Below are 15026 nucleotides of genomic sequence, written 5' to 3' on the forward strand. Positions count from 1 at the left end.
AATCGACCCTGGACAAGCTTAACGTCCGCATCGGATCGGATTGCCCGGGCAGTGGCGTGGTCAGCTGAACCGCAGCGACAGCCGCTCGAATCCCCCGGTCGGATAGTGCGCGGTGACGGTCTCGCCGCCGCCAGGCCGCACCGTGGTGGTCGCGGCGAACAACTCCTCGAACAGCACCCTCAGCTCCAGCCGGGCGAGCGGCGCCCCCGGACAGTAGTGGACCCCGCGGCCGTAAACGAGGTTCGCCCCCTGGTCCCGGTCGAGCCGAAACTCGTCGGGGTCGTCGAACACCCGGGGGTCGCGATTCGCCGACGCCCAGACGACGTAGACCCGGTCACCCTCGGCCAGATCAGTACCGGCGACGCGGGTCGGCGTGGTGACCCGGCGTCTGCTGGCGACGAACGGCGAGTTGATCCGCTGGATCTCGTCGGTCGCGGCGTCCAGTAGCGTGGGGTCGGTCCGCAGCCGGGTCTGCACGTCCTGGTTCCCGGCCAGGAAACCGGCCACCACCCCCGCGCTCGCGGCGATGGTGGACAGCTCCCCCACCGTCCAGTTACGGATGATCGAGACGAGTTCGTCGTCGGACAGTGCGCGACCGTCGACGGCCTCGGCCAGCAGGTGCCCGGTCGGGTCGGTCGCAGGCACTCCCCGCCTGGCGTCGAGCTGCCGGCGGATGTGCCCGTCGAACTCGACCGCGATCGCGGCCATTGCCTCACGGTCCTCCTCGAACGTGGCCCGACGGTTCTTGTCCGTCCACGCCCGCAGCGGACCTCGCAACGAATCTGGCCAGCCCATGAACGCGCAGGTGGCGTCGTTTGCGAACGGTTCGGCCAGCGTCGACATCGCCTCGACGTCGACGCCCCGCGGCAGTCCGGCGACCAGCCGAGCACATACCTCCCGCAGGGTGGGCTCGAACTCGGCCAGCCGTTCTCGGGTGAAGTAGCGGTCGATGATCCGGCGGTAGCCGCGGTGCGGATCACCGTCGAAGCCGTTGGGGATCTGCAAGTGCCGGGACACCCTGTTCGAGTAGGTCCCGGTGTCGTCGACGATCGCGACGGTGTCGGCGTGCCGGAACACCGTCCAGCTGTCGTGCCCGTCGTAGGCGACCGGGCAACGCTCGCGCATCGCGTCATAGGACGCGATCTGGTCGGCCTGCACGTGGTCGGATCGCGGCTGCCAATCCGGTTCACGAGTTCGGGTCATCACTGTTCCCCTGCCCTGCGCGGGTCGCGCACTGTGAGTGATTCTCACCCCGATGGGGGTAAAAATCACGCACCGGCGGCGACGCCGCGGGTCAGCCCCGCACGATCCGGCGCAACTTGCCCACCCGCGCCGAGATCTCGCGCTCGGCGCCGTGCCCGGTCGGCTGGTAGTAGTCGACGCCGATCAGTTCGTCCGGCGGGTACTGCTGCGCCAGCACGCCGTCCGCGGCGTTGTGCGGGTAGCGGTACCCGACCGCATTGCCCAGCTTCTCGGCACCCGCATAGTGCCCATCCCGCAGGTGCGGCGGCACCAGGCCCGACTTTCCCGCCGCGACGTCGGCCATCGCGGCGCCGAGCGCGGCGATCACCGCTCCGGACTTCGGCGCGGTCGCCAGGTGGATCGTGGCCTGCGCCAACGCGAGCCGGGCCTCGGGCATGCCGATCAGCTGAACGGCCTGCGCGGCCGCGGCCGCGGTCTGCAGCGCGGTCGGGTCGGCCATGCCGATGTCCTCGCTCGCGTGCACCACGAGGCGGCGGGCGATGAACCGCGGATCCTCGCCCGCGGTGATCATCCGGGCCAGGTAGTGCAGTGCGGCATCCACGTCCGAGCCGCGGATCGACTTGATGAACGCGCTGATCACGTCGTAATGCTGGTCGCCGTCGCGGTCGTAGCGCACCGCGGCCTTGTCGACGCTGGCCTCGACCGTCTCGAGGTCCACGACGGCTGACCCGTCCTCGCCGGGTGAATCGAGCGCCGATCCCGCCGCCGCCTCCAGAGCGGTGAGTGCGCGCCTGGCATCGCCCGCTGCCAGCCGGACCAGATGGTCGAGCGCCTCGTCCGTCAGGCTCACGGATCCGCCCAGCCCGCGTGGATCGGCGACGGCCCGCTCGATCAGCGCGCGGACGTCGGCCTCGGTGAGCGACTGCAACTGCAACACCAGCGACCGGGACAGCAGCGGCGACACCACCGAGAACGAGGGGTTCTCGGTGGTGGCGGCGACCAGCAGCACGATCCGGTTCTCCACCGCGGCGAGCAACGCGTCCTGCTGCGTCTTGGAGAACCGGTGCACCTCGTCGATGAAGAGCACGGTCTGCTCCCCCGCGGTCAGCCGCCTGCGGGCCAGGTCGATGACCGCGCGCACGTCCTTCACCCCCGCCGACAGCGCGGACAGCGCCTCGAACCTGCGGCCGGTCGCGCGCGAGATCAGCGACGCCAGGGTGGTCTTGCCGGTGCCGGGCGGACCGTAGAGCATCACCGACGCCGCGCCCGAGCCCTCGACGAGCCTGCGCAGCGGCGCGCCGGGGCCGAGCAGATGCCCCTGCCCGAGCACCTCGTCGAGGGTGACCGGACGCATCCGGACCGCCAGCGGCGCGTCGGGTCGCACCGGCGGCAGGCCCGCGGTCACCGATCCCGCCAGTTCGGCGGGTTCCCCTGGCGCCGCGAACAGCCCCGTGTCCGCGCCACCGTCGGATGGTCCCAACCAATCGCTCACGGGTCGACGCTACTAAAGGGCACCGACGCGGCCGCCCCCGACCGCGGCAGACGACGCGGCCACGAACTTCGGGTGAACATCGGGCGATCAGGGCCGTTGCAGATTGAACACGCGTCCAGGTTCGGTTGTGATCCTCGGGTGTCCGATAACTGGCTTCCCGACCGCACCACTCTGCCGAGCCTGAGCAGGAGGACCCTGCTGAGGAGTTCCGCCGCGTTCGCAGGCGTGGGCCTGAGCGTCGCGGCCGTCGGAGGCGCCGCCGCCGCACCCACCGCGACCGCCCCCGGTTTCGCGCACGGCGTCGCGTCCGGCGACCCGCTCCCCGACCGCGTCATCATCTGGACCCGCGTGACCCCGACCGCCGACGCATCACCCGGCTCCGGTGCCGGAGAGGCGGTCCCTCTCGACTGGGAGGTCGCAACCGATCCCGGGTTCGCCTCCGTCGTGCGCAGCGGCACCGCGATCGCCGACGTCGGCGCCGACCACACCGTCAAGGTCGACGTCACCGGCTTGAGCCCCGCGACCGCCTATCACTACCGCTTCACCGCCCGCGGCGGCGCCGTCGCAGGCAAGTCCTCGCCCATCGGTCGCACCCGCACCGCCCCCGCCGCCGACGCGGACCTGGAGCGGCTGCGGTTCGGCGTGGTGTCCTGCTCGAACTGGGAGGCCGGGTACTTCGGCTCCTACCGCCACCTCGCCGGCCGCGACGATCTCGACGCGATCATCCACCTCGGCGACTACATCTACGAATACGGGCGCGGCGAGTACGGCGCCCGCGGCGGCTCCGTCCGACTGCACGAGCCCGCGCACGAGATCGTCTCCCTCGCCGACTACCGGATCAGGCACGCGCAGTACAAGACCGACCAGGACCTGATGGCCCTGCACGCACGGCTACCGTTCATCGCGACCTGGGACGACCACGAGTCCGCCGACAACTCGTACAACGCAGGCGCCGAGAACCACAACCCGGCGACCGAAGGCGACTGGGCCACCCGCAAGGCCAGTTCCGTCCGCGCCTACTTCGAGTGGATGCCGGTCCGGGTCACGGGATCCGGCAGCGACATCCAACTCTACCGGCGATTCCGGTTCGGCACCCTCGCCGAACTCTCGATGCTCGACCTGCGGACCTACCGCGACGAGCAACCCTCCGCGGGGGCCGGCTGGCGCCACGTCGACGCACCGGAGCGCAGCATCGCCGGACGGGCCCAGATGGACTGGCTGACAAACGGAGTGGTGTCCTCGCCCACGCGCTGGAAGCTGGTCGGCAACCCGGTGATGATCGCCCCGTGTGTGTTCCCACCACTGGACACCAGGACGACGGCGGCCGTCACCGAGGTGATCGGAGTGCCCGATTCGGGGATCCCGTTCAACACCGACCAGTGGGACGGCTACACCGCCGACCGACGCAGGCTGTTCGACGCGATCGCCTCGCGCGGCGTCACCAACACCGTCTTCCTCACCGGCGACATCCACACCTCCTGGGCCTGCGACCTGCCGGTGGACGCGGCGAGCTACCCCGCGGGCGCAACCGTCGGCACGGAGTTCGTGGTGCCGTCGGTGACCTCGCCGAACATCGACGACATGCTGCAGGTTCCGCCGCGCACCGCCACGGTCGCCGCCGAGGAGGCGTTCAAGGCGGTCAACCGGCACGTCCGGTACGTCGAGCTCGATTCGCACGGGTACGGGGTGTTCGAGGTGGCCCGGTCCGGCGCGCAGATGGACTGGTACTACGTCACCGACCCCACCGACCCCCGAGCAGGCGCGCGCCACGCCACCAGCTATCGCGTCGCGGACGGCGCCCAGCGCGCGCTTCCGGTCGGTGCGCCGCTCGACCCCACGTCCTACCGGCCAGGAGCGGGCACAACCGGGATCAGCTGAGTCACGCCCAGTACGTCGCGAGCCGGCCCGCGACCTCGCGGGCATGCGCGGCGACATTCGGCGCCGCCGCGTGGTCGGCGCAGTACGCGAGCGCGTTCCACCGCGAGATCAATGCCTTCGATCGCGGCACCGACAGGTGATGCTCGCGGGCGGCGGCGATCCGCTCGTGATCGTCCGGCAGGAACCAGTACGTCGAGAGCCAGACCCAGATCAACTGGGCTTCGAGCATTCGGGCGCAGAGGACCTCGTCGTCCGCGAGCTGCGGCCACATGCCCACCACCTCGGCGCGCCAGGCCTCGACCATCGCCTTGGAGCGTTCCGGCGACAGCTCGACGCCGCACAGGCACCCCGGAAACGACACCAGGGCGTAGGCGATATCGAGGGTCGCGTCGCGGAATCCGCCCCACTCGTAGTCGAGGAACCGCACCCCGGCGTCGTTGACGATGATGTTGTCCGGGCACAGGTCGGACGGGCTGAACGCGCGATACCGGCCACCGTCGAAGAGCCGGGCCGCCCGGTCGACGATGTCGATGACGTCCTGGCCTACCTCGACGCCGAGGTCGCGGCGCAGCATCGCGGGCAGCTTGGGGACGGCGGCCACCACCTGCTCGGCAACGCTGTTGCCGACGTGCGGGACGTCGGCACGGCGCAGCAGTGCGGTGAAGTCTTCCTCGCGACCCACGGTCGCGGCGTGCATGCGGCCGATGGCCTGTGCCAACGCCATCAGCGAGTTGGTGACCGCGGCCTCGTCGGACTGCTGCAGCAGTTCGGCGATCGGGGTGGCGTCGCCGAGGTCGGTGAGGACCAGCAGTCGCGCGTCGAGGTCGTAGGCGATCAGCTCCGGCCCCGGCCGGCTGTCGGTGGCCAGAGCGGTCGCGAACTGGTACGAGACGGCTTCGCGGAGGAAGGCGGTGTCCACCACGTGCGGCTCATCGCCGAGCTGCGCGGCGTAGGCGGCCAGGCGCCTCGCCTCGGCTCCCGCCGACAGCTCGCGGACCTGCTTGATCACCAACGTGCGGGGCAACGAGAAGGGGTTCTCCGCGCAACGGACGCGCAGCACGACCGTGCGGCCGCTGCCGCCCAGATCGATGGGGTCAACGAGGGTGACCGGAGCTCCGGTGCGTCGTTCCAGCAGCTGCTCGGCTGCGGAGACTACCTCTGAAACGGGGTCGGCCAATAGTGCGGTCATCGCCGTCCAACGTACCCGTCCGCACACCGGCACGGGTGCGCTCGGGCATCGACCCGGACGGCAGGCGAAGTACCCGCGATAACGACCTGCAGAAACAGACCGGACCGTACGAAATTTTTACCGAATCTTCGCCTCGGCGGCGCACCGGGGGACGACCATCTGGGTCGTCCCCCGGGCTCCGCCCTCGGCATCGCGTCCGCGTCGGGCCTGCCGATCAGGCGTCCGGCGCGCTCGCCTGTGGCTCCTGCGGCTTGCCCTTGGGCTCCGGCTTCGCGTCGATGCCCGACTCCTTGCGCTGCTGCGCGGTGATCGCGGCAGGCGCATCGGTGAGCGGGTCGACGCCGCCGCCGGACTTCGGGAACGCGATGACCTCACGGATCGAATCCACGCCCGCGAGCAGTGCGGTGATGCGGTCCCACCCGAACGCGATGCCGCCGTGCGGGGGCGCGCCGTACGAGAAGGCGTCGATGAGGAACCCGAACTTGTCCTCCGCCTCCTCGTGGTCGATCCCCATCACCTTGAAGACGCGCTCCTGAATGTCCTTGCGGTGGATACGGATACTGCCGCCACCGATCTCGTTGCCGTTGCAGACGATGTCGTACGCGTAGGCCAGCGCCTCGCCCGGGTTGGTGTCGAAGGTGTCGATCGACTCGGGCTTGGGCGAGGTGAAGGCATGGTGCACGGCGGTCCACGCGCTGTAACCGAGCGCGACGTCGCCGCTGGCGGTGGCGTCGGCGGTCGGCTCGAACATCGGCGCGTCGACGACCCACACGAAGGCCCACGCGTTCGGGTCGATGAGTTCCTGCTTGCGGGCGATCTCGCCGCGTGCGGCACCCAGCAGCGCGCGCATCTGCTTGGTCGAGCCTGCCGCGAAGAAGATGCAGTCGCCCGGCTTCGCGCCGACGTGCGCGGCGAGGCCGTCGCGTTCGGCGTCGGTCAGGTTCTTGGCCACCGGGCCACCGAGCGTGCCGTCCTCGCCGACGAGGACGTACGCCAGGCCCTTGGCGCCGCGTTGCTTCGCCCACTCCTGCCAGGCGTCGAGCTGCTTACGCGGCTGGCTCGCACCGCCGGGCATCACCACGGCGCCGACATACTCGGCCTGGAACACCCGGAAGGTCGTGTCCTTGAAGAAGGACATGCACTCGACCAGCTCGAGCCCGAAGCGCAGGTCCGGCTTGTCGGAACCGAAGCGGCGCATCGCCTCCGCGTAGGTCATCCGCTTGATCGGGGTGCTGATCTGGTGGCCGATCAGCTTCCACACGTTGGTGAGGATCTCTTCGGCGAGGTGGATGACGTCGTCCTGGTCGACGAAGCTCATCTCGATGTCGAGCTGGGTGAACTCCGGCTGCCGGTCGGCGCGGAAATCCTCGTCCCGGTAGCAGCGCGCGATCTGGTAGTAGCGCTCGATGCCGCCGACCATCAGCAACTGCTTGAACAGCTGGGGGCTCTGCGGCAGCGCGTAGAAGCTACCCGGCTGCAGCCGCGCGGGCACCAGGAAGTCGCGGGCACCCTCGGGGGTGGAGCGGGTCAGGGTCGGGGTCTCGACCTCGATGAACTCGTGGTGCGCCAGCACCTCGCGAGCCGCCGCGTTCACCTTGGACCGGAGCCGGATCGCCTGACCCGGGCCCTCGCGGCGCAGGTCGAGGTAGCGGTGCTTGAGCCGCGCCTCCTCGCCGACCTGGTCGTCGAGCTGGAACGGGAGCGGCGCACTCTCGTTGAGCACCTCGAGCGCGATCGCGTTGACCTCGATCGCACCGGTCTGGATCTCGAAGTTCTGGTTGCCCGTGGGCCGGACCTCGACGCGACCGGTGATCTTGACGCAGTACTCGGCGCGCAGGCGATGGGCCTGCTCGGCGACGTCGCCCTCACGGAAGACCACCTGGGAGACGCCGGAGGCGTCGCGCAGATCGATGAAAATCACCCCGCCGTGATCGCGACGCCTGGCAACCCATCCGGTGAGGGTGACGGTTTGATCGGCGTGCTCGGCTCGCAGCGAGCCGGCGAGGTGGGTGCGCAGCACGGGTTTCCTTTCACAGATTTCCAGCGACTTCTCAGTTGCTGCGATCCTACGGAGAGACACTCGGAAGACATAACGGCGCAGTCGAAACTTTGCGCGCGGTCGCGTGTAAAGCTGTATCCGCAGTACCCCCGACTTCGAACGAAAGCGATGACGATGACCTTCAATGAGGGTGCGCGGATGGACTCGGGCCGCGTCACAGTCGGCGGCGGACACCGCGGCGGCGGCGGACGGGGCGGCAAATTCGCCCTCGGCGGCGGCGCAGGCGGTCTGATCGTGCTCGTGTTGGCGCTGCTGCTCGGCGGCAACCCCGGCTCACTGCTCGGCGGGCTCACCGGCGCGTCCGACACCGCCCAGCTGGGGACCGGTTCGGTCTCGGAGCTGGAGAACTGCGAGACCGGCGCGGACGCGAACCGCGACGTGAACTGCCGGGTCGCGTTCACCGCCGCGAGCCTGGATTCGGTGTGGGGCGAGGAACTGCAGAAGCAGACCGGTGTCCGCTACGCCCCGCCCGGCATCATGCTCTTCTCGGGCGCGGTGAACACCGGCTGCGGCAACGCCACCAGCGATGTCGGCCCGTTCTACTGCCCGGCCGATTCGACCGGCTACTTCGACACCAGCTTCTTCCAGCTGCTGGTGGACCAGTTCGGTTCGAGCGCTGGACCGCTGGCGCAGGAGTATGTGGTCGCGCACGAGGTCGGCCACCACATCCAGAATCAGCTCGGCGACATCGGCCGGGCGCAGGCGGACCCGAAGGGTGCCGAGTCGGGCGCGGTGCGCACCGAGCTGCAGGCCGACTGCTACGCGGGCATCTGGGCGCACTACGCGGACACCAAGCCAGCCCCCGGCGGCGGTGCACCGTTCCTGAAGAAGCTGAGCGAGAACGACATCCGGGACGCCCTGTCGGCCGCCTCGTCGGTGGGCGACGACCGGATCCAGCAGGCCTCGAGCGGCCGGATCAATCCTGAGGGCTGGACGCACGGTTCCTCGTTGCAGCGGCAGAAGTGGTTCGCCACCGGATACAAGACCGGCCAGGTCAGCGACTGCAACACCTACGCGGCCCGCGACCTGAACAACCCGGCCGCCCTGGCTCAGTAGTGAGTCCCGACGCGTCCGCCGCCTATTCGGCGGCTGGCGCGTCGGGTTCTATCTGTCGGTCGTGCACGAGTTCGTAACGGCGACCGTAGGTTTCGACGAGGGCCTGGATGACTGCGACGACCGGGACGGACACCAGCGCACCGATCGCCCCGAACAGCGACGCCCCGACGATCACCGATCCGAAGGCGACGGCAGGGTGGATGGACACGGTCTTGGACGTGATGCGCGGATGCAGCAGGTAGTTCTCCACCTGCTGGTAGGCCGTCCCGAACGCCACCACCCACACCCCGTCCATCGGCTGCGACGCCGCGGCGATGATCGCGGGCAGCGCGATCGCCAGGTAGGTGCCGAGCGTCGGGATGAACTGCGAGACCACACCGGTCCAGATCGCCAGCGGCAGCCAGTACGGCACTCCGATCACCAAGAGGAAGATCCCGGTCGCGACGGTACTGACCGCCGCCAGGATCAGCCGGGACACCACGTAGCCGCCCGCCTTCTCGACGGAGATCTCCCACACCGCCCCGATGATCTGCTGCTGCCGCGCAGGGAACCAGCTCGAGATGGTTCGGCGCATCGCCGGCCCCTGCGCCGACATGTAGAACACGAACAGCAACAGCGTCATCGCCTGGAACACGACCCCCAGTAGTGACGACACCACCCCGAGCACTCCCGGCGTAAAGCGCTGCGCGAGGTCTCGGATGGTGTCCGGGGTGAGCTTGAGCAGGTCCTCCCCCGTCGAGAAATTGGTGTCGAACGTCCGGTTGGCCCACTCGGTCACCCGCGAGATCGCGCCAGGCAGCGCGGTCAGCAGCTGGGCGAGTTGCTCGGCCAGCAGCGCACCGAACACCGCGACGAACGCGACCGCGAACACCATCATGGAGAACAGCACCAGTCCGGTGCCCGCGCCGCGCCGCCATCCGCGACGCTCGAACCAGTCGACAACCGGCTCGATGGTGATGCTGAAGAGCCAGGCCAGGAAGAGCATGCCGAGGAATCCGCGCAGGTTGTGGAACAGCCAGCCGGACATCTGGTAGGCGGCGACCGCGAGGAGCACGTACAAGATCGCGATCCGGAGCCATCGAATGTTGGCACGGTGTCCTGCATCTGCGGTGGACCCGGAACCCGGCTGCCCCATCGATTCGCTGTCGTCGGTCATCGCACACTCCGTGGTCGGATGGTCGCGGACGCCTACAGCCGAAATGTACTTGCCGAGCACGGTCGCGCGAGGGCTAAAGCAACCGTCACGACGTGCTGGCGCAGGCCGCGCTCTCGGTGATGTCCGCGGGAAATGCGGCCTCGAAGATCGCGGTTGCCCGGTCACCCGCGTCGGCATTGGCGATGTCGTCGGCGACGGACGGCGACCCGACGTCCAGGTCCGTGAGCTCCACGAGGACGTATCTGTGGTCATGCCCGGCGAACCCCGTCGAATGCCGGATCGTCCTGTCCCTCGTCGCCATCCAGCCCTGCTTGATCCCGGGTCCGCCCAACCGCTCGAGCATCGCCCATACCCCGAAATCCTGTTCGAAGCCGTCGGCGGCGACGGGCCCGGATGCCTGGAGGCCGGCGATCATCAGCCGCCGCGCGGACTCGGGAAGACCGCCGTCCCCGCTGAGGAGGCCGTCGTAGTAACGGGCGACGTCGGCCGCGGTGACGGCGGTGTCCCACCACGCACCGACCGCCGATGTCGCGGACAACGCGTACCTGCCCGCGACCCGCGCGATCACCTCCGGCCCTCCACCCGACATCCACAGCAGTTCGGCCGGTCCGTCGTCGGAGCTCGCCAGCATCGTCACCACCCCGCCGAGCACGGCGCCTCCAGGCCCCGCGGCTGCGGCGTTGCGATACAGATAGTCGTCGGCGATGAACAGCTTCGCCACCGACGCCGCAGGAAATGTGACGTCGCTGTCCCCCGCCCCCAGATAGACCCCGGACTCCCTGTCGATGAAGGCGATTCCGACAACGTCCCCCTCCGCGGCGGCGTCGGCGACGGCGATTGCCATCCGGTCCGCAAGCGACACACACGAAGCGCCGATGCCGGAACGGGACGCGGGGACGGCGGGCGCCGCGACGGAACTCATCGCAGGCTCACCGGATACGACACCCACGAGGACCAGAATGGTGAGCGCGCCTGCGAGTGCTGCGCGGACGAATCCCGGGTGCACGGACCCGGACGGAATCGACATCTTCCGACCCTCGGCACGGAGTACTTCTGTGCACCAACTATAGGTTTCGGCGTTTCCTCAGAACAGGGTCAACGCAGGCGCCGCGCCCGACCCGACCAGCTCGCGAGCCGGCTCGGGTTGGTCGCGGCGTCGGTGGTCGGACCTCCCGCCGAGCCCGTACTTCTCGACGAGTGGGCGCACCCGGTCTCGTAGCCACGCCTGGTACTCCGGGGTCACGTAGGCCCCGCGGCCGTACAACTGGCGGTACCGCCGGATCAGCGCGGGGTGTTCCTCCGCCAGCCAGTTCAGGAACCAGCCCCTGGTGCTGCCCTTCAGGTGCATCGGGAACACCGTCACACCGGTCGCGCCTGCCTCGGCGATCGCCCCGAGCAGGGCGTCGAGGTGCCGTGTCGAGTCGGTGAGGTACGGAATCACCGGGGCCACCATCACGTTGCAGTCGAATCCCGCATCGGTGATCGCCCGAATCAGGTCGAGGCGCGCCTTCGGCGAGGGCGTGCCCGGTTCGATGGCCTTCTGCAGGTCCGGGTCGCCGATCGCGAGCGAGACGCCGATGCCCACCGGAACCTGCTGAGCCGCCATCGTGAGCAGCGGCAGGTCCCGGCGCAGCAGCGTGCCCTTGGTGAGGATCGAGAACGGCGTGCCCGACTCCGCGAGGGCGCCGATAATCCCCGGCATCAGCCGATAGCGGCCCTCCGCCCGCTGGTAGGGGTCCGTATTGGTGCCGAGCGCGACGTGCTCGCGCTTCCACGAACGGCGGCCCACCTCCCTGCGCAGCACCGCCGCCACGTTCATCTTCACCACCACCTGACTGTCGAAGTCGCGGCCGGCGTCCAGGTCGAGATACTCATGACTCGGCCGCGCGAAGCAGTACCGGCACGCGTGCGAACAGCCGCGAAAGGCGTTGACGGTGAAGCGGAATGGCAGGGTGGACCCGTCTGGCATCCTGTTCAGCGCGGACTTGCACAGCACCTCGTGGAAGGTGATGCCCTCGAACTCGGGGGTCTGTACCGTGCGGACCAGCCCGGCACGGGCGAGTCCGGGAAGGGCGCCGTCGTCGATCTCGGACTGCACGGCGTCGAGAGTCTGCCCCTGCCATCGCATACACAGAGTCGAACACGTGTTCTAGATTTAGTCAAGCCTGAACGGGGATCTATTCCGGGTCGGTGGCGCCCGGTTCCCGCCACAGTTCGAAAACCCAACTGTTCTCGTAGAAGGCCATGATCTTCACGGTGCCGTCCCGTCGCACCACCGATTTGTGGACGCGAACCCACACGGCCGTTCCATCCTTGCGGCGCAGCTTCCGACCCGGAACTGTCACGCAATCGACGGCGCCCGAAGTGAGCGCGTCGGTCTCACGGGCTCGGTCGGCATGATCATCGGGATGAACCACATCGCGAGCGTCCAGTCGCTCCACCTCGGCAAGGCTATACCCCAGCAGGTCGGCGAAGGCTTGATTCACTTCGAGCATTCGGGAGTTCTGATCGTGCATCATCATCGCAATTTGTGTGCGCGCCAGCAGATGTCGATACTCTTCCGGACTCACGTAGTGAGCTGCTGAATCCATCATCAGCCGCCTCCGCCCTGATCTCCCCCGCGGTTGCCTCTGACCATATCGCCCCCCAAGATCATCTACTCGGGAACGGAGTCCTCTCGCTGGACTCAGGCGATGATTCTGCGCCTGCACGCCCTCTCGGCCCTCGCACAAGAGGCCGTCATGCCGCTTCAGCGCGCCGAGTCCGCCTTCGCCACCCCCGAGTGGGCGCACGCGATCAGCGCAGACCTCCTGCGTCGCTACCTGGACAACGTGCACGCCGAATTCACCCGCGCGCCAGCCGAACCCGTCTGGCAACGCTACTTCGACCTGACCCGTGACTGCACCCTGTCCCCCGCCCGCGTCGCCATGATCGGATACAACGCCCACCTGACGGTCGACCTCGCACGGGCAGTCGCCGCGACCGGCACCACGGAACGGAACGTGCCGGACTACTACAAGATCGTCGACTCCATCGCCACCGACGGTGACGCGATCGTCACGAGGACGAAGGCCGTGTACCGCGCCGACCTCGGACCCCTGTGGCGGTTCTACTTCGTCGGCGAGGGACTCGACCGGCTCGCGGGTGAGGGTGTCGCCTCCGAACTGCTGTTGCGCGCCGCCGACAGCGGCTACAGCACGCTCACCCTCGCCAACGGCTTCGCCCTGCAGAACCCACTGACCGCGCCTGCCGCGACCGCCGAGATGGAGGCGCTCTGGGCCACCGCGGACGGTGCGATCGAATTGCTCACGCGGCTCGGCGGGCTCTGAAACAATCCCGGCATGACCTCGGGAATCGCACCGAAGGCACCAACCGCAACGACCGACGTCCTGGTCGTGGGGGCGGGTCCGGTCGGGCTGACGCTCGCGATCGAGCTGCGGCGGCGAGGGGTCGAGGTCATCGTCATCGACCGCCTGACCGAGCGTGCACCCTTCGCGAAAGCCGTCGGCATCCAGCCGCGCACCCTCGAGGTCTGGGACGCGATGGGAGTGGTCCGGCCGGCGCTGGACGCGGCGACAACCCTGCGCGGACAGCTCGTCTACGTCAACGGCGACAACGTCGCACAGCTGGACCTCACCCTGCCCGAGGTGATCCCGTACGGATTCACCGCGCTGCCGCAGTGCGAGACCGAACGGGTACTCGGCGAGGCGCTCGAGGGTCACGGCGGCCGGGTCACCAGGGGCGCCGAACTCACCGGGTTCGAACAGGATTCGTCCGGTGTGCGCGCCACCGTGCGGGACGGATCCGGGGAGTTCACGGTCCGCGCCCGATACCTGGTCGGCTGCGACGGCGCGCACAGCCTGGTCCGCAAGGGTTTGGGTATCTCCTTCGACGGCGGCGCATTCGCGGAGGAGTACATGCTCGCGGACGTCGAGGTGGACTGGAACATGCCCGCCGGCTACGGCGTCCGGTCCATGCACCAGACCGACGGCGTCACCGACGACCTGATGGTCTGCATCCCGCTGCCCGGCCAGGGCCGCTACCGGATCTCGATGCTCGTTCCCGACGAACTCGCCGGTCCTCCACCTGGTTCCGGTGAGGTCGCGCACGGACTCGAGGGCGGGCGACGGCCCGAGTTGCGTCACGTCCAGGCGGTACTCGACCGGCTCTCACCCCAGCCGACTACCGCCACCGCCATGCGATGGTCCTCCGTCTTCCGCATCAGCCACCGGCTGGCGGGCCGGTACCGCAACGGCCGGGTCTTCCTGGCGGGCGACGCCGCGCACATCCACCCGCCCACCGGCGCCCAGGGCATGAACACCGGCATCCAGGACGCGTACAACCTCGGCTGGAAGCTGGCGCTGGCGGTACAGGGGAAGGCCGCGCCCGGGCTGCTCGACAGCTATCACGACGAGCGGCACCCCATCGGCGAGGAGGTGGTGGGGCGCACCGTCAAGAGCGCGCGCGAGGGCATCGGCGCGGGGGTCAGCGACCCCGCCACCGTGATCGCAAGGGAGGCGCAGCTTCTCGTCGGATACCCCTCGAGCGCACTGGTCTCCGACGGTTCCGGTGCGGCCGACAGTGTCCCCCGCCCGGGCGACCGTGCCCCCGACGCGGCGGGCCTGCGCCAGGACAGCGTCGCGTTCCCGATCCGCCTGCACGAGCTGCTGCGTCATCCCGGTCACACGCTGCTGCTGTGGGCATCCGACGCGAAGGACGCCACCACGCAGGACGCGCTCGCGGCCGAGGTGGCCGAGCGGTTCGGACCGTCGGTGCGCAGCCACGTGATCGTCGCCGCGGACGCCGACCTGCCCGGCGTCTCGGGGGTCACGTTGCGCGACGCCGACGGCAGCTTCGCCGCCGGCTACGCCGCCGCCGACCGGACCGGATATCTCATCCGGCCGGACGGTTACGTCGGGTACCGCTCGGACGCGATCACCTTCGCCGGTCTCGCCGAGAACCTCGCCCGCACCCTGCGCTGACCTCCCGCCGT

12 protein-coding genes are annotated in these 15026 nt (G+C 69.3%); 4 read left to right on the plus strand and 8 right to left on the minus strand.

Annotated features, from left to right (window positions below; translation table 11 throughout):
* Positions 1-60: 60 nt before the first annotated feature.
* Both ACFXMV_RS06990 and ACFXMV_RS06995 read right to left on the minus strand, forming a co-directional pair.
* Positions 61-1203: a cytochrome P450 gene (locus ACFXMV_RS06990; protein ID WP_378499425.1), complete on the minus strand. Its 1143-nt coding sequence runs from the start codon at positions 1201-1203 to the stop codon at positions 61-63.
* Positions 1204-1294: 91 nt separating this feature from the next.
* Complete coding sequence (locus ACFXMV_RS06995) at positions 1295-2695, minus strand: replication-associated recombination protein A (RefSeq protein WP_378502794.1); 1401 nt, start codon at positions 2693-2695, stop codon at positions 1295-1297.
* Positions 2696-2833: 138 nt separating this feature from the next.
* Between ACFXMV_RS06995 and ACFXMV_RS07000 the strand changes: the two genes are divergently transcribed.
* On the plus strand, positions 2834-4573 hold the full coding sequence (locus tag ACFXMV_RS07000; protein ID WP_378502795.1) for an alkaline phosphatase D family protein: 1740 nt from the start codon (positions 2834-2836) through the stop codon (positions 4571-4573).
* Between the two features lies 1 nt (position 4574).
* Here ACFXMV_RS07000 and ACFXMV_RS07005 read toward each other — a convergent pair whose 3' ends face one another.
* Entirely contained in the window at positions 4575-5762 is a 1188-nt protein-coding gene (locus ACFXMV_RS07005) for a phosphotransferase family protein (RefSeq protein ID WP_378499429.1), read from the minus strand.
* A gap of 214 nt (positions 5763-5976) precedes the next feature.
* Positions 5977-7782, minus strand: coding sequence for an aspartate--tRNA ligase (gene aspS / locus ACFXMV_RS07010; RefSeq protein WP_378499430.1), 1806 nt, complete (start codon positions 7780-7782; stop codon positions 5977-5979).
* A 153-nt stretch (positions 7783-7935) separates the two neighbouring features.
* On the opposite strand from aspS, the gene ACFXMV_RS07015 reads away from it, so the two are divergent.
* Complete coding sequence (locus ACFXMV_RS07015) at positions 7936-8877, plus strand: neutral zinc metallopeptidase (RefSeq protein WP_378502796.1); 942 nt, start codon at positions 7936-7938, stop codon at positions 8875-8877.
* A gap of 22 nt (positions 8878-8899) precedes the next feature.
* On the opposite strand, the gene ACFXMV_RS07020 is transcribed toward ACFXMV_RS07015, so the two are convergent.
* The 4 genes from ACFXMV_RS07020 to ACFXMV_RS07035 form a co-directional block, all read right to left on the minus strand.
* Positions 8900-10012: an AI-2E family transporter gene (locus tag ACFXMV_RS07020; protein WP_378502428.1), complete on the minus strand. Its 1113-nt coding sequence runs from the start codon at positions 10010-10012 to the stop codon at positions 8900-8902.
* 106 nt (positions 10013-10118) lie between these two features.
* Entirely contained in the window at positions 10119-11060 is a 942-nt protein-coding gene (locus tag ACFXMV_RS07025; protein ID WP_378502797.1) for a hypothetical protein, read from the minus strand.
* 57 nt (positions 11061-11117) lie between these two features.
* The gene (locus tag ACFXMV_RS07030; RefSeq protein ID WP_378501098.1) at positions 11118-12161 is read right to left on the minus strand and encodes an Rv2578c family radical SAM protein; all 1044 of its coding nucleotides are present in this window, start codon (positions 12159-12161) and stop codon (positions 11118-11120) included.
* 49 nt (positions 12162-12210) lie between these two features.
* Positions 12211-12627 (minus strand): PAS domain S-box protein, encoded by a 417-nt coding sequence (locus tag ACFXMV_RS07035; RefSeq protein ID WP_378501097.1) that lies wholly within the window; start codon positions 12625-12627, stop codon positions 12211-12213.
* A gap of 99 nt (positions 12628-12726) precedes the next feature.
* Between ACFXMV_RS07035 and ACFXMV_RS07040 the strand changes: the two genes are divergently transcribed.
* Positions 12727-13362 carry a DUF5995 family protein gene (locus ACFXMV_RS07040; RefSeq protein WP_378501096.1) on the plus strand — a complete coding sequence of 212 codons (636 nt, stop codon included), beginning with the start codon at positions 12727-12729 and terminating at the stop codon, positions 13360-13362.
* 12 nt (positions 13363-13374) lie between these two features.
* A complete protein-coding gene (locus tag ACFXMV_RS07045) occupies positions 13375-15015 on the plus strand; it encodes an FAD-dependent monooxygenase (RefSeq protein ID WP_378501095.1) in 1641 nt (546 codons plus the stop codon).
* Positions 15016-15026: the final 11 nt, after the last annotated feature.

Origin of the sequence: Rhodococcus sp. NPDC059179 (assembly GCF_042754885.1) — a bacterium.
Lineage (GTDB): Bacteria > Actinomycetota > Actinomycetes > Mycobacteriales > Mycobacteriaceae > Rhodococcus_G.